The organism is Streptomyces sp. NPDC058145 (genome assembly GCF_042884245.1).
In the GTDB taxonomy this organism is placed as follows: Bacteria; Actinomycetota; Actinomycetes; order Streptomycetales; family Streptomycetaceae; genus Streptomyces.
In genome coordinates, this window is sequence record NZ_JBHVUH010000001.1 from 688,493 (window position 1) to 704,160 (window position 15,668).

The following is a 15,668-nucleotide window of genomic DNA, read 5'->3' on the forward strand; positions in this document are numbered from 1 at the left end:
GAAGCGGGGGCCGGCGGCGGCATTCCGGTCCGGGTGGTCAGGCCAGGCCGCGGCGGGCCACCGCCGGTGGGCGATGGCCCGCGATGGACGCGACCATGTCCAGCACCTGACGGGTCTCGGCGACCTCGTGCACGCGGTACACCTGTGCCCCGAGCCACGCCGACACCGCGGTCGTCGCCAGCGTGCCGATCAGCCGTTCCTTCACCGGCCGGTCCAGCGTCTCGCCCACGAAGTCCTTGTTGGACAGGGACACCAGCACGGGCCACCCGGTGGCGACCATCTCGTCCAGCCGCCGCGTCGCCTCCAGGCTGTGCCGCGTGTTCTTGCCGAAGTCGTGCCCGGGATCGATCAGCACCGACTCCCGGGGCACCCCCAGGGCGACGGCGCGCTCCGCCAGCCCCACGGTCACCTCCAGGATGTCGGCGACGACGTCGTCGTAGGTCACCCGGTGCGGGCGGGTCCGGGGCTCGGCCCCGCCCGCGTGCGTGCACACCAGCCCCGCCCCGTGACGCGCGGCGACCTCCGCGAGGGCGGGATCGACGCCGCCCCACGCGTCGTTCAGCAGATCCGCGCCCGCCTCGCACACCGCCTCGCCGACCTCGGCCCGCCAGGTGTCCACGCTGATGATCACATCCGGGAAGCGGCGGCGTACCTCGGCGACGAACCCCACCGTCCGCCGTGCCTCCTCCTCCGCCGTGACCTCCTCGCCGGGCCCCGCCTTCACCCCGCCGATGTCGACGATCGCGGCGCCCTCGGCCACCGCCCGCTCCACGCGCGCGAGGGCCGCCTCGTCGTGGAAGGTGGCTCCCTGGTCGTAGAAGGAGTCCGGGGTCCGGTTCACGATCGCCATGATCACGGGCTCGTGCGACCCGAATTCCCGCTTGCCCAGCCTGAGCATCCGCTGTGACCTCTCCTAGTACGTCCCTCGGTACAGCCGCCTGCGACCCTAACCGTCCGACTCGCATGGCACGATCGGAGCCTGACAGTTTCGTCTTCCGGCACAGCGTCCGGTACCGAGCGTGGGGACCCCTGGCGATGGTTATGTTCTTGTTCCTGGTCGTCGCCCTGGCCGTCGTGGTGGCCGCGGTGACCCTCGCCGTGGTGAGCGGCGGTGAGCGCGGCCCGTTGCCGGAGGCCGCCCCGGAGCGGCTGCGCGACCCCCTGCCCCCGGACCGCCCGGTGGGCGGCCAGGACGTGGAGAACCTGCGCTTCCCGCTCGCGCCGCGCGGCTACCGCATGTCCGACGTGGACGACGCCCTCGGCCGGCTCGCCGCCGAACTCGCCGAGCGGGACGCCCGTATCGCCGACCTGGAGTCCGCGCTGGCCGGCGCCCGCGCCGCCGCGCACGCCCGGCTGGACAAGCCGGGCCGGGAGGACCAGCGATGAGCGCCGGAGCCGCCCTCGCCGGTCCCGACGGCAGGGCGCGTTGCCCGTGGGCCCTGTCCGCCGAGGACTACGTCTCGTACCACGACGAGGAGTGGGGCCGACCGGTCCACGGCGACGACGCCCTCTTCGAGCGGGTCAGCCTGGAGGCCTTCCAGTCGGGCCTGTCCTGGATCACGATCCTGCGCCGCCGCCCGGGCTTCCGCGCCGCGTTCGCGGGCTTCCACATCGAGAAGGTCGCCGCGTTCACGGACGAGGACCGCGAGCGGCTGCTGGCCGACCCGGGCATCATCCGCAACCGCGCCAAGGTCGACGCGACCCTCGCCAACGCGCGTGTGCTCGCCGGCTGGGCCGAGGGCGAGCTGGACGAGCTGATCTGGTCGCACGCCCCCGACCCTGCGGGCCGCCCGGTGCCGCGGACCCTGGCCGACGTCGCCGCCGTCACTCCCGAGTCCACGGCCCTGTCCAAGGCGCTGAAGAAGCGGGGCCTGAAGTTCGTCGGCCCCACGACGGCGTACGCGCTGATGCAGGCCTGCGGGCTGGTCGACGACCACCTGGAGGGGTGCGTGAGCCGCACCGCTCCGGCGGTCTAGGGCCTGTCGTCGAGTTCCCGTGATCCGCCCGCGAGGCAGACGGGAATTCGACGACGGACCCAGCGGCTCAGCGGCCCAGGTACTTCGGCTTCTCCTTGTTCACGAAGGCCTGCACCGCGATCGCGTGGTCCTCGGAGCTGCCGGCGCGGGTCTGCAGCTCGTCCTCCTTCTCCAGGGTCTCGGCGAGGGAGTGCGTCAGGCCGTAGGCCACCGCTTCCTTGAGCGCCGAGTACGCCACCGTCGGGCCCTCGGCCAGGGCCCGGGCCACCTTCTCGGCCTCGGCCCGCAGCTCGGCGGCGGGCACGAGCCGGTTGGCGATGCCCAGCTCCAGGGCGTCCTGCGCGCTGATGTTGCGCGGGAAGAGCAGCAGGTCGGCGGCGCGACCCGGGCCGACCACCCGGGGCAGCGTCCAGGAGATGCCGGAGTCGGCGGTCAGCGCGACGCCCGCGAACGAGGTGTTGAAGGCCGCCGTGTCGGCCACCACCCGGTAGTCGGCGGCCAGCGCGAAGCCGAACCCGGCCCCGGCGGCGACCCCGTTCACCGCCGCGACCACCGGCTTCGCCGCTCCGGCCAGCGCCCGCACGATCGGGTTGTAGTGCTCCCTGACCGTGGTCATCGTCTGCCCGGACCCGGTCTCGCGGTCCGACATCAGCAGCCCGATGTGCTCCTTGAGGTCCTGGCCCACGCAGAACGCCCGGTCCCCGGCCGCGGTCAGCAGGATCGCCCGTACGGCGCTGTCCCCGGCCGCGGATTCCGCCGCCTCCCGGAGGGCGACCTTGGTCGCGACGTTCAGCGCGTTCATCGCCTCCGGGCGGTTCAGCGTGATCGTCGCGAGTCCGTCGGTCACCTCGTAGAGAACGGTGTCGGCCATGGGGCATCCCCTCCGGTCAGAAATGGTGACGTACCGCTCGGTACGCCACGGTCCGAAGGACAGCATGGCGGAGATCGCCGCCCGGGGGCCGGACCGGACGTGTGACCTGCGTCAAACGAAAACGGAGCGAGGCCGCTCGCGGGGCCTCCGGGTGGTGGCGCAGTATCGCAGCCACATCGCCGAATTGAGTGGTTTTGCTCGCGCGCGTTGCGCAAGCGATGCCGACTGATGTTGGTCATCGGGTCCTGCGATGCGGGATAATGGCCTGGAAGCAATGTGTTCGATGCCGGTGTCGCGTGTCCGGTACTAGGACCGCGGGGTGCCCTTCGTTGGGGCTTCGGCAGACGATGAGCCTGGTTTCAGGAAGGGGAACGAGCATGGCGGCCATGAAGCCGCGGACGGGTGATGGCCCGCTCGAGGTGACCAAGGAGGGGCGGGGCATCGTCATGCGCGTTCCGCTCGAAGGCGGCGGTCGACTCGTCGTCGAGCTGACCCCTGACGAGGCCGAGGCGCTCGGCGACGCCCTCAAGAAGGTCGTCGTCTGACGAGACGGCGATCCTGTCCTTCCGTCCGCCCCGGCATCGTAAGCGGTGCCGGGGCGGACGTGTGTCCGGGCCCTCCGGGTGCCCGGGTCACCGCTTGACGGCGCACAGCAGTCCGTCGCCCACCGGCAGCAGCGACGTCACCAGCTCCTGGCTCTCCCGCACCGTGCGCAGCAGCTCTCGCAGCCGCAGCACCTCCGAGGGCTGCGGTCCCGAGTCGACCGTACGGCCGTTGGCGAAGACGCCCTCGAAGACCACCAGGCCGCCCGGCCGCAGCAGGCGCAACGATTCACCTAGGTAGTCCGAGTACTCCTGCCGGTCCCCGTCGCAGAAGACGAGGTCGTAGCCGGCGTCCGCGAGACGGGGCAGCACGTCCAGCGCGCGGCCCGGGATGAACCGGGCCCGGTTGCTGGCGAAGCCGCAGGCCCGGAAGGCCTGCCGGGCGAACTGCTGGTGCTCCGGCTCCGGGTCGACCGTGGTGAGCACCCCGTCCGGGCGCATGCCGTGCAGCAGATGGATTCCGGACACCCCGCAGCCGGTGCCGATCTCCGCGACCGCCTTCGCGTCCACGGAGGCGGCGAGCAGGCGGAGCGCGGCACCCGTGCCGGGCGACACCGAGCGCAGCCCTGCCTCGCGGGCCCGGTCACGGGCCCAGTGCAGCGCTTCGTCCTCGGCGACATAGGCGTCGGCGAACGCCCAGCTCGTCTGCCGGTTGCCGGTAATGACGCTCTCCTGTCCCCGTGGGTGCCTGGGCGTGACTGTATCCGTTGGCGTCGGGAACCCGCAGATGGGACCGCGCGTTTACAGGGTTGAGACGAAGGGCCCGGACGCGATGGGGGGCGAGCGGTGGATCGGGACGCCGAGCACATGCTGACGCAGCCGTATCAGCCCAGATCAATTTCTCGTAAAACCGCTTATCCGGTCCTAACGGGCGAGGTGGCTATGGTAGGGGCTCCACTGGACACCACCAGAGCTGACAGGGGAGGTGCGGCTGCGCCTGTTGACCGGAGAGGGATGCTGAGGCGTCTTCTCGGGTCGGTGGGGAAGCCGAAATCCGTGACCGACACTGCTGCTGACCACAGCCGGACCGCCGGCGACGCCCCGACCGCGACCTTCTCCACCGACGCGGACGGGCAGGCGTGGACTCCGCCCACCTGGGAGGAGATCGTCAGCACGCACAGCGGCCGGGTCTACCGCCTGGCCTACCGCCTCACGGGCAACCAGCACGACGCGGAGGACCTCACCCAGGAGGTCTTCGTCCGTGTCTTCCGTTCCCTGTCGACGTACTCGCCGGGCACCTTCGAGGGCTGGCTGCACCGCATCACCACCAACCTGTTCCTGGACATGGTCCGGCGCAAGCAGCGCATCCGCTTCGACGCCCTCGGCGATGACGCGGCCGAGCGCCTGCCCAGCAAGGAGCCGACCCCGCAGCAGGTCTTCAACGACGCGCACTTCGACGCCGACGTGCAGCAGGCGCTGGACACCCTCGCGCCCGAGTTCCGCGCCGCCGTCGTGCTCTGCGACATCGAGGGGCTGTCGTACGAGGAGATCGCCGCGACCCTCGGCGTGAAGCTCGGCACGGTCCGTTCCCGCATCCACCGTGGCCGATCCCAGCTGCGCAAGGCCCTCGCCCACCGGTCGCCCGAGGCCCGCAGGGCCGAGCGGCGCTCCTTCGTGGCCCGTGTCCCCGCTCTGGGGGGAGGGGGCGCGACCGCGTGAACGGATCCCGTCCGAAACCCGCTCAGTCGCACCTCGCCGAGCAGCACCTGGGAGACCGGCTGTCCGCCCTGGTGGACGGGGAGCTGGGTCATGAGTCGCGCGAGCGCGTCCTCGCCCACCTGGCCACCTGCGCCCGGTGCAAGGCGGAGGCGGACGCCCAGCGCCGGCTGAAGAACGTGTTCGCCGAGGCGGCCCCGCCGCCCCCCTCCGAGAGCTTCCTGGCCCGTCTCCAGGGCCTTCCCGGGGGAGGTGACCTCGACGGCGGCGGCACGCCGGCGCCCGGGGGAGGCTTCCTCGGGCGAGGTTCCGACACCGGGGTCTTCGGCGTGAGGCGCGAGGAGCGTTTCGAGTTCGGCTACGAGCGCGGTTTCCGCATCCATCCCGTCGGCCGCCCGGACGCCGACCGCTCCGCCTCGCGCGGACTGCGGTTCGCGGCCGCCGCCGCCGGGGCGGTGTCGCTGGCCGCGGTCGCCCTCGGCGGCGTCACCACCGCCATCCCCGGCGACCTGGCCGCGGACGCCCGCGGCGGCTCCGGCACCGGCAACGTGGTCCCGGCCCGCTCGGCCGGCGCGGCCGCGGGCACGGTCACGGGTGCGGCGACGCCGGACGGGCAGCGCCGCCGTGCGGTGGGACCGCTGCTCGCCCAGGGCAGCAGCCTGCTCGGCCCGAGCCCGGCGGCGCCGACCTCCCTGTCGGCCCCGCTGCTGCCCGGCGCCCAACCGCCCCTCGCCGGGCAGGTCCAGGACGTTATGCGCGACCTGACGACGCCGGTGATGGCCGGCGCGGCCGCCGTCTCCCCGCTGATACGCCCGCTGGACGACATCACGCCGCTGCCCCTGACCTCCTGGCCCGCCCCGCCCCGGCTGAACGGACCGGACACGCTGTCCGCCCCCGTTCCCGACACGCCCTCGGCCTCCAACACCCCCTCGGCCGCCCCTCCGTACCCGTCCGGACGGAACTGACGCAAGTCTCACCACCGGGCGGTACCCGTCCGACAGGTGAGCCGGGTACCGTTGAGCGACCTAGGATCGCAAGGAGCGTCAGGTGTTCAATGACATAGGACCACTCGAGCTGGTGACCATCATTGTTCTCGCCGTGCTCGTCTTCGGTCCGGACAAGCTCCCCAAGGTCATCCAGGACGTGACGCGGACGATCCGGAAGATCCGCGAGTTCTCGGAGAGCGCCAAGCAGGACATCCGCACCGAGCTCGGCCCGGAGTTCAAGGACTTCGAGTTCGAGGACCTCAACCCCAAGACCTTCATGCGCAAGCAGCTGGACAACGAGGACCTGGGGCTGAAGGAGATCCGCAACGGCTTCGACCTGAAGAAGGAGATGGCCGAGGTCACGGACGCGGTCCACCACCGCGACAACCAGGCCTCGTCCTCCTCCTCGTCGGGCGGGCGCATCGACATGACCAAGAAGCCCGGGGATCCCGGCAAGGACGGCCCCCCGCCGTTCGACGCGGACGCCACCTGATCCGAACCGGGCTCGAGTGACGCACCTCACAGCCCGCTCGCGTCGCACAGGCCCCCGGCGGGCCCTCCGCGCGACCCGCGCGCCGGGTGGTTTCCCTGCTGCCCTCACCGGTGTGGATATGCTGCCGAGTTGTTGTGCGGACCGGACGAGTACGCCCGAAGGGGGGCGGGCCTCCCGGTCCGACGAGAACGAGGAGGCGTCCGGGCAGATGGAGACGACAAGTCGGGTGGGCGCGCAGACGCCGGCCGCGGAGAGCGGGCAACGGGCCCCCTCCGCCCCGCGCACCATCGACGGGTACCTGCGGGCGCCCTTCCCCTGGTACGGCCTCGACGAGGCCTTCACGGGGCCGCGTTGGCTGATGCAGGTCGGTACGGCGGCCGACGGCGCCGTCGAGCACGGGTCGATCGGGCACGGTGACGAGCCGTCCGTGCGCAACGAGCACATGGCCGCGGCCACGGACGAGCCGAGGGAGAAGTTCGCGGTCGTCGTCACCGTGGCCGCGAACCCGTCCCGCAGGAGCGCCGACGGCACGGGACTGCTGGAGGCGACGTCGGTCTCCTCGGCGGCCTGGCTGGCGGGCGTGGGACTGCTGTCCTTCACCTGGCCCGGCCAGATGGACCACAGCCTGCGCGACGACTGGCTGGACCAGCAGACCGAGACCGCGTGGGCCTTGGCCGACGATCTCGAGGGACCGGAGTGGTCGAAACTCTCGCTGCCGGTGGACGGGGTGCCCATGCCCTTCTACTACCGGGAGTCCGAGTTCGGCTGGGTGCTGGCCGGCTCCACCGGGTCCGGCGTGCACGTCGGCGCCTACGGGCGGGGGATGAGCGCGTACGGACTCGGCTTCGCGATCGTCAAGGACGTCGCCGCGTACGCCTGAGGACCCCGGCGGCGTACGTACGAGGAATCGCCGCGTACGCCTGACGGACCCCCATGCACATGAGAAAGGGGCGCCAGTACCTCCCGGCGCCCCTTCGTCCCGGGCCGTGCGGCCGCGAGAGCCCTCAGAACTTGTTCCTGGGGGTCAGCCCCAGCGACAGGCCCGACAGGCCACGCTGACGGCCGCCCAGCTTCCCCGCGATCGCCCGCAGGGCCGAACCCGCCGGGGAGGCCGGGTCGGTCAGGACCACCGGCTTGCCCTCGTCGCCGCCCTCGCGCAGCCGGACGTCGATCGGGATGCTGCCGAGCACCGGGACCGTCGCGCCCGTGGTGCGGGTGAGGCCGTCCGCGACCATCTGGCCACCGCCCGTGCCGAAGACGTCGACCATCTCGCCGCAGTGCGGGCAGGGCAGGCCGGACATGTTCTCCACCACGCCGACGATCTTCTGGTGGGTCTGCACGGCGATGGAGCCGGCCCGTTCGGCGACCTCGGCCGCCGCCTGCTGAGGCGTCGTCACGATAAGGATCTCGGCGTTCGGGACAAGCTGCGCGACCGAGATCGCGATGTCACCGGTGCCGGGCGGCAGGTCCAGCAGCAGGACGTCCAGGTCGCCCCAGTACACGTCCGCGAGGAACTGCTGCAGCGCGCGGTGCAGCATCGGGCCACGCCAGACGACCGGCGCGTTGCCCGGGGTGAACATGCCGATGGAGATGACCTTCACGCCGTTCGCGGACGGCGGCATGATCATGTTCTCGACCTGGGTCGGACGGCCGTCGGCGCCCAGCATGCGCGGCACGCTGTGGCCGTAGATGTCGGCGTCCACGACACCGACCTTCATACCGTCGGCCGCCATCGCCGCGGCCAGGTTCACCGTCACCGAGGACTTGCCGACGCCGCCCTTGCCGGAGGCGACCGCGTAGACCCGGGTGAGGCTGCCCGGCTTGGCGAACGGGACCTCACGCTCGGCCTGGCCGCCGCGCAGGGCGTTCGCCAGCTCCTTGCGCTGCTCGTCGCTCATCACGTCCAGCGACACGTCGACGCGGGTGACGCCCTCGAGCCGGGAGACCGCCTCGGTCACCCGCTGGGTGATCGTCTCGCGCATCGGGCAGCCGGAGACCGTCAGGTACACGGTGACCGCAACCGCGCCGTCCTCCCCGATCTCCACCGATTTGACCATCCCCAGCTCGGTGATGGGTCGGTTGATCTCGGGGTCGTTCACCGTCGCCAGTGCCTCGCGCACCGCGTCTTCCGTAGCCATAGAGACGATGGTACGGCGCCCCGAGGGGCCTGCGGGTAGCCCCTCAGCGGTCGTCTGCGTCACGTCCGGGCGACCGTTCCGCCCGCTCTGCCGGGAATAGGACATGCCCGTCGTGGCGCCGCCGTTCCTCCAGTTCCTTCATCACGTCCTGCAGCTCCGAGCGGATCCAGTCGCGGGTGGCCACCTCGCCGAGGCCGGTGCGCAGCGCGGCGACCTCCCTGGTCAGGTACTCGGTGTCGGCGATGGAACGCTCGTTCTGCTTGCGGTCCTGCTCGAGGTTGACCCGGTCGCGGTCGTCCTGCCTGTTCTGCGCCAGCAGGATCAGCGGGGCCGCGTAGGAGGCCTGCAGGGACAGCATCAGGGTCAGGAAGATGAACGGGTACTGGTCGAAGCGCAGCCCCGCGGGCGCGGCGATGTTCCACAGCACCCACAGGATGATGACGATCGTCATCCAGACGATGAAGCGTCCCGTGCCGAGGAAGCGGGCGATCCGCTCCGACAGCCGGCCGAACGCCTCCGGGTCCCACTCGGGCAGGATCCGGCGCCTCGGCGGGCGCGGCTGGTCCAGACGCGGGGCGCGGGGCCGGGTGGCGGCCGTGGCGCCCACCGGGTTGCGCTCGCGGGTCGCGGTGTCGCGCTCAGGAACCATGAGTGGCCGCCTCCTCTCCCTCGTCCAGGTGGAACTCCGTCTCCCGCCAGTCGTCGGGCAGCATGTGGTCGAGGACGTCGTCCACGGTCACCGCGCCGAGGAGCGAGCCGGACTCGTCCACCACGGGAGCGGCCACCATGTCGTACGCGGCGAAGAACCCGGCGACGACCGGCAGGGCGGCGTCGGGCTCCAGGGGCTGCAGGTCGTCGTCGAGCAGCGAGCTGACCAGGGTGTACGGAGGATCGCGCAGCAGCCGCTGGAAGTGGACGGTGCCCAGGTACTTGCCGGTCGGGGTCTCGTCGGGCGGGCGGCAGACGTAGACCTGGGCGGCGAGCGCGGGGGAGAGGTCCTGGTTGCGGACCCGGGCGAGCGCGTCGGCGACGGTGGCGTCCGGGCGCAGCACGATCGGCTCGGTGGTCATCAGACCGCCCGCGGTGTGCTCCTCGTACGACATCAGGCGCCGCATGTCGGCCGCGTCGGCGGGTTTCATCAGGCTCAGCAGCCGTTCCTTGTCCGCCTCCGGCAGCTCGGCCAGCAGGTCGGCCGCGTCGTCCGGGTCCATGGCCTCCAGGACGTCCGCCGCGCGCTCCTCGGCCAGCTTGCCGAGGATCTCGATCTGGTCGTCCTCCGGCAGCTCCTCGAGGACGTCGGCCAGACGGTCGTCGTCCAGGGCCGCGGCGACCTCGGCGCGGCGCTTGGCGGACAGGTGGTGCAGCACGTTGGCCAGGTCCGCGGGGCGCAGTTGCTCGAACGTGGCGAGCAGGCTCTCGGCGCCCTGTCCGTGCTCCTCCAGGGAGAAGCCGGTGACGGCCGACCACTCGACGGTCAGGGTCTCGCCCTTGGCCCGGCGGAAGGCACCGCCCTTCTTCCCCCTGCGGACGAAGACACGGTCGATCTCCCAGTCCCGGCGGGCGGGAAGCTGCTGCACGGACAGGTCGAGGACGGTGACCTCCTCGTCGCTCTCCACCATGTGCACCCGACGGTCCAGCAGCTCGCCGAAGACCAGCCGCTCGGTGGGCCGCTGTTCGAAGCGGCGCACGTTGAGCACGCCGGTGGTGATGACCTGGCCGGACTCGATGCCGGTCACCCGGGTCATGGGCAGGAAGATCCGGCGCCGGGTGGACAGCTCGACGACCAGCCCGAGGACGCGCGGGGGCCGTCGCCCGACGCGCAGCATGACCACCAGGTCGCGGACGCGACCGACCTGGTCGCCGGTCGGATCGAAGACGGGGACCCCGGAGAGGTGCGAGACGAAGATCCGGGGGGCGCCGGCTGCCATGGCTGTGCTTCCTTTGCTCGCCTTGCGTGGGATTGCTGTTCTCTGCCCGCTCGCGTGCGCTTCAGGCTAGCCCGTCCCGATCCGATACGCCCTGGTGGGCGGTCCGGACGGACTGGCTCCGCCGGGCGGGCGGGGCCCCGGTACGCTGCCGTACGCCGCTCGGAAACCGTCAGAAAGGCAGCCCCACCTGTGACTGCTATGCCCCTGGGCCGTGTTCGCCGGGCCGCGCTGGTGACCGCGACATGCGCGCTGGCCGTGACGGGAGCGACGGTGCTGACGGGGTGCAGCGACGATCCGGACGCCGGGACCAACGGGGTGGGCAAGCTGCCCGCCGGCCGGATCCAGGCGAAGACCCGCGCCGCCGCGGACGCCGCCCCCACGGTGCGGCTGGCCGGGACCGTGGTCACCAGCGGCCGTACGTACCGGCTGGACATGCGGCTGAAGGATGACGGCGGCACCGGCTCGGTCACCTCCCAGGGCGCGACCTTCGGACTGCTGCGGATCGGCGCCCAGCTGTATCTGAAGGCAGACGCGGAATTCTGGAACGGCGGCGACAAGTCCGCGGCGGGCAAGCTCGACGGCAAGTACGTGAAGGTGCCCCAAGGAGACCCGGCGTACAAGAAGTTCAGCGGCTTCACGGACAAGGACCTCCTCCTCGACGGTCTGCTGACCCTGCACGGTTCGCTGGCGACCGACGGCCACCACGAGGCGGCGGGTACCCGCACCATCCGGATCACCGGCGACGGCGGCGACGGCGGCACCCTGGAGGTCTCCCTGGAGGGCCGGCCGTACCCGCTCCGCCTGGAGCGCGCCGGTTCCGCGGGCACGCTCACCTTCTCGGACTGGGGCAAGGACTTCACCGTCACCCGGCCCGCGAAGGGTGAGACGGTCGACTACGGCAAGCAGCTTCCGGCGTCGTAGCCGGCCGCTACTTTCTCTTCCGGCGCCGGGCCAGCAGCCGGGGCAGAGCGGCCGGGACCGGCCGGCGCGTGGTCGCCGGGGAGGGCACCGGACGCTCCGCCAGACTCCCGGCGGGCAACGGAAGCGAGGACCCGGCCGGCACCAGACGGAGCACCCTGCACTCGCGGGCCCACCGCGCGGGCATCTCCTCACCGTCGGGGGCGTTCAGCCGCTTGCCCTTCAGCTCGGCCACCGCGGCCTCCCACTCCGGTGAGCCGGAGTTCAGCTCGGACACGGTGGCCCGCCAGGTCACCAGCCGGCCGCCCTTGTCCTTGCTGCGCACGCTCACCTCGGCCGAGCCGCCGTCGGCGAGGCCGGTCAGCGGCTGCTCCCCGGGCCCGTCGCCGACCAGGTACACCGCGCCCTCGTGCCACACGTGCCACAGCGCACGCGCCGCCGGGGCCCCGGCGCCCTTGACCCAGATGAGGCCGGACTTCTTGGTGGCCTCCTCGACGAGGGCCTGGTCGAGCAGCTCGCTTGTCATGCGCCCAGCCTAACCAGGGCGGCCTAGAGCCAGCCGTTGCGCTTCAGGGTGCGGTGGATGCCCAGACAGAGGGCGACCGTGATGCCCATGATCACCGGGTAGCCGTACCGCCAGTGCAGCTCGGGCATGTACTTGAAGTTCATGCCGTACACCCCGCACACCATCGTCGGCACGGCGATGATCGCGGCCCAGGCGGTGATCTTGCGCATGTCCTCGTTCTGCGCGACGGACGCCTGCGCCAGGTTGGCCTGGAGGATGGAGTTGAGCAGTTCGTCGAAGGCCAGCACCTGCTCCTGGACCCGGGCGAGGTGGTCGGCGACGTCCCGGAAGTACTTCTGGATGTCCGGGTCGACCAGCCGCATCGGCCGCTCGCTCAGCAGCTGCATGGGCCGCAGCAGCGGGGCCACCGCCCGCTTGAACTCCAGCACCTCACGCTTGAGCTGGTAGATCCGCGCCGAGTCCACACCACGCGAGACACCGCCCCGGCGGCCCGGCGAGAAGACCTCGGTCTCCACCTCGTCGATGTCGACCTGCACCGCGTCGGCCACCGCGATGTAGCCGTCCACCACGTGGTCGGCGATCGCGTGCAGCACGGCCGAAGGGCCCTTGGCGAGCAGTTCGGGGTCGTCCTGCAGCCGGTGCCGCAGCGCCCGCAGCGAGCCCTGGCCGCCGTGCCGGACGGTGATGAAGAAGTCCCGGCCGGTGAAGCACATGACCTCGCCGGTCTCCACCACCTCGCTGGTCGCGGTGAGCCGGTCGTGCTCGACGTAGTGGATGGTCTTGAAGACGGTGAACAGCGAGTCGTCGTACCGCTCCAGCTTGGGCCGCTGGTGGGCCTGCACCGCGTCCTCCACGGCCAGTGGGTGCAGCCCGAACTCGCGTGCGATACCGGCGAATTCGGACTCGGTCGGCTCGTGCAGGCCCATCCACACGAACCCGCCGTCGCGGCGCACCAGCCGCATCGCCTCCTGCGGGCTCAGCGGCTCCGCGCTGCGCACCCGGGCGCCGTCGCGGTAGACGGCGCAGTCGACGACGGCCGAGGGCGTCGCGGGGTCGCGCGTGGTGTCGTACGGCGCGCTCTGCTCCTTGCGCAGCGAGACACGGGACGACGGGCGGACCACGGCGCGCAGGTCGCGGATCATCGACATGGGCAGGCTCCTTCGCGGGCGGGCAGCGAAAGCGCGCGTCGACGGGTGGAACTACCCGGAATGGGGACGTCCTGCGTAAGTCTTCCCGGCCTCGGGCGGGGAAGGATGTTTGGCACGTCCACAAAGCGGGGAGCACCGCACCGTCGCGGTGGCGACTTCGCTACTGATGCAGAACTGATTCAGGTCAGGCAGATCAGGCAAAGCGAGACGAAGTGCTCTTCCGAACGACGACGCGAAAGGGAAGGCGGCGGCCAGCCGGTAACTAGATCAGCAGCCGGAAGAGCGAGTGGTACTGCACGGTCGACTTCGATCCATGACAGCCCCACCTCCTCCGGCCGGTCCCTCGTAAGGGAGTCTCAGCGTCGGGACTCGATAGCGACGCTTCTGCGTGCTGCCCCGAACCACCGGCTCAGCGTAGCAGCAGCGTGTGGTGTCAAGGCGCCGCTTTGCCCGGTGCTGACGAGTTCTATGCTCACCGCATGGTTGATGTTCTTCCTCTGGTCGAGGCACGGTTGAGCACCGCGCTGGGCGAACCGGACGCACGCGCCGCGGTCACCTTCCTCGGTACCGACCGCATCGAGGTGCTCCGGTTCCACGAGGGGGACGTGGTCCGTTACGCCACGCTCGGCATGTCCGCGCACCCCATGACCGACCCGACGGCGATGCTCGCCGACCCCGTCAAGGGCCCGCGCGTCGAGCTGGTCCTGTCGGTCCGCGCCGGCCTCGCCGACACCGACAAGGTGCTCCGTCCGCTCGCCGTGCTCGCCGCGTCCCCACAGGTGGAGGGTGTGGTCGTGGCACCCGGCGCCTCCCTGGACGTCGGTGAGCCGCTGTGGCCCGGCGCCCCGTTCAGCTCCGTGCTGGTGGGTGAGCCGGGCGGACTCGTCGAGGACCTGGCGCTCGACGACCCGATGGACCCGGTGCGGTTCCTGCCGCTGCTGCCGATGACCCCCAACGAGGCCGCCTGGAAGCGGGTGCACGGCGCCCAGGCCCTTCAGGAGCGCTGGCTGGCGAACGGGACGGACCTGAGGGATCCCGCCCGCAGGTCCGTCCCGCTGGATGCCGCACCCGAGTGAGCAAGCTCACCAAGGCCCTTTCCTGAACGGTCAGTTGGCGAAGACGCCGACACCGTCCTCGGTGGCGTGCCGCGGCTCGAGTTCCTCGGCCTCGTTGGTGAGGGCCTTGCGCCGGACGAGCACCACGACCGCGCCGAGCACGGCGGTGACCGCCGCGACCACGAACGGGATGTGGATGTCGGTCCACTCCTCGATCTTCGGCGCGAAGTAGGGCGCGGCGGCGGCCGCGAACCAGCGGACGAAGTTGTAGCCCGCGCTCGCCACCGGGCGCGGTGCGTCCGACACGCCGAGGGCCAGTTCGGTGTAGACCGTGTTGTTCACGCCGATGAAGGCGCCGGACAGGATCGTGCAGACGACGGCCGTGGTGTGGTCGCCGTAGCCGAGCACGAGCACGTCCACAGCGAGCAGCACCAGCGAGCCGCCGAGCACCTTCAGGGAACCGAACCGCTTCTGCATGCGCGGGGCCACGATCACCGAGAAGACCGCGAGCAGCAGGCCCCAGGCGAAGAACACCGCGCCGGAGCGGTACGGGGTCATGTTCAGCACGAACGGCGTGAAGGCCAGCACGGTGAAGAACGTGTAGTTGTAGAAGAACGCCGAGACGGCCGCCGAGGCCAGGCCGCCGTGGCCGAGCGCCTTGATCGGGTCCAGTATCGAGGTCTTCCGGGCCGGCTTCGGCTGTTCCTTCAGGAACGCCGTGATGCACAGGAAGCCGATCGCCATCAGCGAGGCCGTGCCGAAGAAGGGGTAGCGCCAGCTCGCGTTGCCGAGGAGCGCGCCGAGCAGCGGGCCGCAGGCCATGCCGAGGCCGAGGGCGGACTCGTAGAGCAGGATCGCCGCCGCGCTGCCGCCGGCCGCCGCGCCCACGATCACCGCGAGCGCGGTGGAGACGAACAGCGCGTTGCCGAGGCCCCAGCCCGCGCGGAAGCCGACGAGCTGGCCGACCGATCCTGAGGTGCCGGCCAGGCCCGCGAAGACGACCACGAACGCGAGGCCGAGCAGCAGGGTCCGGCGGCCGCCGATGCGGCTGGAGATGAAGCCGGTCAGCAGCATCGCCACCGCGGTGATCAGGAAGTACGAGGTGAAGAGCAGGGACACCTGGCTGGGTGTGGCACGCAGGCCCTGTGCGATGGACGGCAGGATCGGGTCGACCAGGCCGATGCCCATGAAGGCGACGACCGAGGCGCCCGCCGTGGCCCACACCGCCCTGGGCTGTCGCAGGATGCCACCGGCTCCCGCGTCGAAGGGGTCCATGCGCTGCTCCCGTCTGCGTAGATAGTTGGTTTATGCACATACTAAGTTAGCGGAGCTAATTAATGCAAGATGCATCTAATTCCTCCTGGTGGGGCG

General features: G+C 71.4%; 18 protein-coding genes. 9 read left to right on the plus strand and 9 right to left on the minus strand.

What is annotated here, in order from left to right; all coding sequences use genetic code 11:
- Positions 1-37 precede the first annotated feature (37 nt).
- Complete coding sequence (folP, locus tag ACFVVO_RS03210) at positions 38-898, minus strand: dihydropteroate synthase (RefSeq protein WP_390051244.1); 861 nt, start codon at positions 896-898, stop codon at positions 38-40.
- A 137-nt stretch (positions 899-1,035) separates the two neighbouring features.
- On the opposite strand from folP, the gene ACFVVO_RS03215 reads away from it, so the two are divergent.
- Both ACFVVO_RS03215 and ACFVVO_RS03220 read left to right on the plus strand, forming a co-directional pair.
- Entirely contained in the window at positions 1,036-1,386 is a 351-nt protein-coding gene (locus ACFVVO_RS03215) for a DivIVA domain-containing protein (RefSeq protein ID WP_390051245.1), read from the plus strand.
- Entirely contained in the window at positions 1,383-1,976 is a 594-nt protein-coding gene (locus ACFVVO_RS03220) for a DNA-3-methyladenine glycosylase I (protein WP_390051246.1), read from the plus strand. Before ACFVVO_RS03215 ends, ACFVVO_RS03220 begins: the two co-directional genes overlap by 4 nt.
- A gap of 67 nt (positions 1,977-2,043) precedes the next feature.
- Here ACFVVO_RS03220 and ACFVVO_RS03225 read toward each other — a convergent pair whose 3' ends face one another.
- Positions 2,044-2,847 (minus strand): enoyl-CoA hydratase/isomerase family protein, encoded by an 804-nt coding sequence (locus ACFVVO_RS03225; RefSeq protein WP_390051247.1) that lies wholly within the window; start codon positions 2,845-2,847, stop codon positions 2,044-2,046.
- A gap of 377 nt (positions 2,848-3,224) precedes the next feature.
- Here ACFVVO_RS03225 and ACFVVO_RS03230 point away from each other — a divergent pair, with 377 nt between their 5' ends.
- Positions 3,225-3,392, plus strand: a complete 168-nt coding sequence (locus ACFVVO_RS03230; RefSeq protein ID WP_018544333.1) for a DUF3117 domain-containing protein — start codon at positions 3,225-3,227, stop codon at positions 3,390-3,392.
- Between the two features lie 87 nt (positions 3,393-3,479).
- On the opposite strand, the gene ACFVVO_RS03235 is transcribed toward ACFVVO_RS03230, so the two are convergent.
- Positions 3,480-4,178 (minus strand): O-methyltransferase, encoded by a 699-nt coding sequence (locus ACFVVO_RS03235; protein ID WP_390051577.1) that lies wholly within the window; start codon positions 4,176-4,178, stop codon positions 3,480-3,482.
- Between the two features lie 225 nt (positions 4,179-4,403).
- Between ACFVVO_RS03235 and sigE the strand changes: the two genes are divergently transcribed.
- The 4 genes from sigE to ACFVVO_RS03255 all read left to right on the plus strand — a co-directional run bounded on the left by sigE (position 4,404) and on the right by ACFVVO_RS03255 (position 7,464).
- Positions 4,404-5,108, plus strand: coding sequence for an RNA polymerase sigma factor SigE (sigE, locus tag ACFVVO_RS03240; RefSeq protein WP_390051248.1), 705 nt, complete (start codon positions 4,404-4,406; stop codon positions 5,106-5,108).
- Positions 5,105-6,070: a zf-HC2 domain-containing protein gene (locus ACFVVO_RS03245; protein ID WP_390051249.1), complete on the plus strand. Its 966-nt coding sequence runs from the start codon at positions 5,105-5,107 to the stop codon at positions 6,068-6,070. Before sigE ends, ACFVVO_RS03245 begins: the two co-directional genes overlap by 4 nt.
- Before the next feature lie 82 nt (positions 6,071-6,152).
- Entirely contained in the window at positions 6,153-6,584 is a 432-nt protein-coding gene (locus tag ACFVVO_RS03250) for a sec-independent translocase (protein WP_390051250.1), read from the plus strand.
- A gap of 208 nt (positions 6,585-6,792) precedes the next feature.
- Entirely contained in the window at positions 6,793-7,464 is a 672-nt protein-coding gene (locus ACFVVO_RS03255; protein WP_390051251.1) for a hypothetical protein, read from the plus strand.
- A 124-nt stretch (positions 7,465-7,588) separates the two neighbouring features.
- On the opposite strand, the gene ACFVVO_RS03260 is transcribed toward ACFVVO_RS03255, so the two are convergent.
- Genes ACFVVO_RS03260 through ACFVVO_RS03270 form a run of 3 tightly spaced genes read right to left on the minus strand, consistent with a single transcriptional unit; the run spans position 7,589 to position 10,650 of the window.
- Positions 7,589-8,722: an Mrp/NBP35 family ATP-binding protein gene (locus ACFVVO_RS03260; protein ID WP_390051252.1), complete on the minus strand. Its 1,134-nt coding sequence runs from the start codon at positions 8,720-8,722 to the stop codon at positions 7,589-7,591.
- Between the two features lie 43 nt (positions 8,723-8,765).
- A complete protein-coding gene (locus tag ACFVVO_RS03265) occupies positions 8,766-9,371 on the minus strand; it encodes a DUF1003 domain-containing protein (RefSeq protein ID WP_390051253.1) in 606 nt (201 codons plus the stop codon).
- Complete coding sequence (locus ACFVVO_RS03270; protein ID WP_390051254.1) at positions 9,361-10,650, minus strand: magnesium transporter MgtE N-terminal domain-containing protein; 1,290 nt, start codon at positions 10,648-10,650, stop codon at positions 9,361-9,363. Before ACFVVO_RS03270 ends, ACFVVO_RS03265 begins: the two co-directional genes overlap by 11 nt.
- 198 nt (positions 10,651-10,848) lie before the next feature.
- On the opposite strand from ACFVVO_RS03270, the gene ACFVVO_RS03275 reads away from it, so the two are divergent.
- Entirely contained in the window at positions 10,849-11,571 is a 723-nt protein-coding gene (locus ACFVVO_RS03275; protein WP_390051579.1) for a hypothetical protein, read from the plus strand.
- Between the two features lie 7 nt (positions 11,572-11,578).
- Here ACFVVO_RS03275 and ACFVVO_RS03280 read toward each other — a convergent pair whose 3' ends face one another.
- Positions 11,579-12,094 (minus strand): hypothetical protein, encoded by a 516-nt coding sequence (locus tag ACFVVO_RS03280; protein WP_390051255.1) that lies wholly within the window; start codon positions 12,092-12,094, stop codon positions 11,579-11,581.
- A 23-nt stretch (positions 12,095-12,117) separates the two neighbouring features.
- Entirely contained in the window at positions 12,118-13,242 is a 1,125-nt protein-coding gene (locus ACFVVO_RS03285; protein WP_390051256.1) for a magnesium and cobalt transport protein CorA, read from the minus strand.
- Positions 13,243-13,721: 479 nt separating this feature from the next.
- Here ACFVVO_RS03285 and ACFVVO_RS03290 point away from each other — a divergent pair, with 479 nt between their 5' ends.
- A complete protein-coding gene (locus ACFVVO_RS03290) occupies positions 13,722-14,318 on the plus strand; it encodes a suppressor of fused domain protein (protein ID WP_390051257.1) in 597 nt (198 codons plus the stop codon).
- 30 nt (positions 14,319-14,348) lie between these two features.
- Here the strand turns inward: ACFVVO_RS03290 and ACFVVO_RS03295 are convergent, their stop codons facing one another.
- Positions 14,349-15,572 carry an MFS transporter gene (locus tag ACFVVO_RS03295; RefSeq protein ID WP_390051258.1) on the minus strand — a complete coding sequence of 408 codons (1,224 nt, stop codon included), beginning with the start codon at positions 15,570-15,572 and terminating at the stop codon, positions 14,349-14,351.
- Positions 15,573-15,668 lie beyond the last annotated feature (96 nt).

Excerpts from the sequence above, each read along its gene's own strand:
- ACFVVO_RS03285 (WP_390051256.1), bottom strand. The coding sequence starts at position 13,242 with ATGTCGATGATCCGCGACCTGCGCGCCGTGGTCCGCCCGTCGTCCCGT.
- ACFVVO_RS03280 (WP_390051255.1), bottom strand. The coding sequence starts at position 12,094 with ATGACAAGCGAGCTGCTCGACCAGGCCCTCGTCGAGGAGGCCACCAAG.
- ACFVVO_RS03260 (WP_390051252.1), bottom strand. The coding sequence starts at position 8,722 with ATGGCTACGGAAGACGCGGTGCGCGAGGCACTGGCGACGGTGAACGAC.
- ACFVVO_RS03290 (WP_390051257.1), top strand. The coding sequence starts at position 13,722 with ATGGTTGATGTTCTTCCTCTGGTCGAGGCACGGTTGAGCACCGCGCTG.
- ACFVVO_RS03215 (WP_390051245.1), top strand. The coding sequence starts at position 1,036 with ATGGTTATGTTCTTGTTCCTGGTCGTCGCCCTGGCCGTCGTGGTGGCC.
- ACFVVO_RS03270 (WP_390051254.1), bottom strand. The coding sequence starts at position 10,650 with ATGGCAGCCGGCGCCCCCCGGATCTTCGTCTCGCACCTCTCCGGGGTC.
- ACFVVO_RS03265 (WP_390051253.1), bottom strand. The coding sequence starts at position 9,371 with ATGGTTCCTGAGCGCGACACCGCGACCCGCGAGCGCAACCCGGTGGGC.
- ACFVVO_RS03255 (WP_390051251.1), top strand. The coding sequence starts at position 6,793 with ATGGAGACGACAAGTCGGGTGGGCGCGCAGACGCCGGCCGCGGAGAGC.
- ACFVVO_RS03225 (WP_390051247.1), bottom strand. The coding sequence starts at position 2,847 with ATGGCCGACACCGTTCTCTACGAGGTGACCGACGGACTCGCGACGATC.
- ACFVVO_RS03275 (WP_390051579.1), top strand. The coding sequence starts at position 10,849 with ATGCCCCTGGGCCGTGTTCGCCGGGCCGCGCTGGTGACCGCGACATGC.
- ACFVVO_RS03220 (WP_390051246.1), top strand. The coding sequence starts at position 1,383 with ATGAGCGCCGGAGCCGCCCTCGCCGGTCCCGACGGCAGGGCGCGTTGC.
- ACFVVO_RS03230 (WP_018544333.1), top strand. The coding sequence starts at position 3,225 with ATGGCGGCCATGAAGCCGCGGACGGGTGATGGCCCGCTCGAGGTGACC.
- sigE (WP_390051248.1), top strand. The coding sequence starts at position 4,404 with ATGCTGAGGCGTCTTCTCGGGTCGGTGGGGAAGCCGAAATCCGTGACC.
- ACFVVO_RS03295 (WP_390051258.1), bottom strand. The coding sequence starts at position 15,572 with ATGGACCCCTTCGACGCGGGAGCCGGTGGCATCCTGCGACAGCCCAGG.
- folP (WP_390051244.1), bottom strand. The coding sequence starts at position 898 with ATGCTCAGGCTGGGCAAGCGGGAATTCGGGTCGCACGAGCCCGTGATC.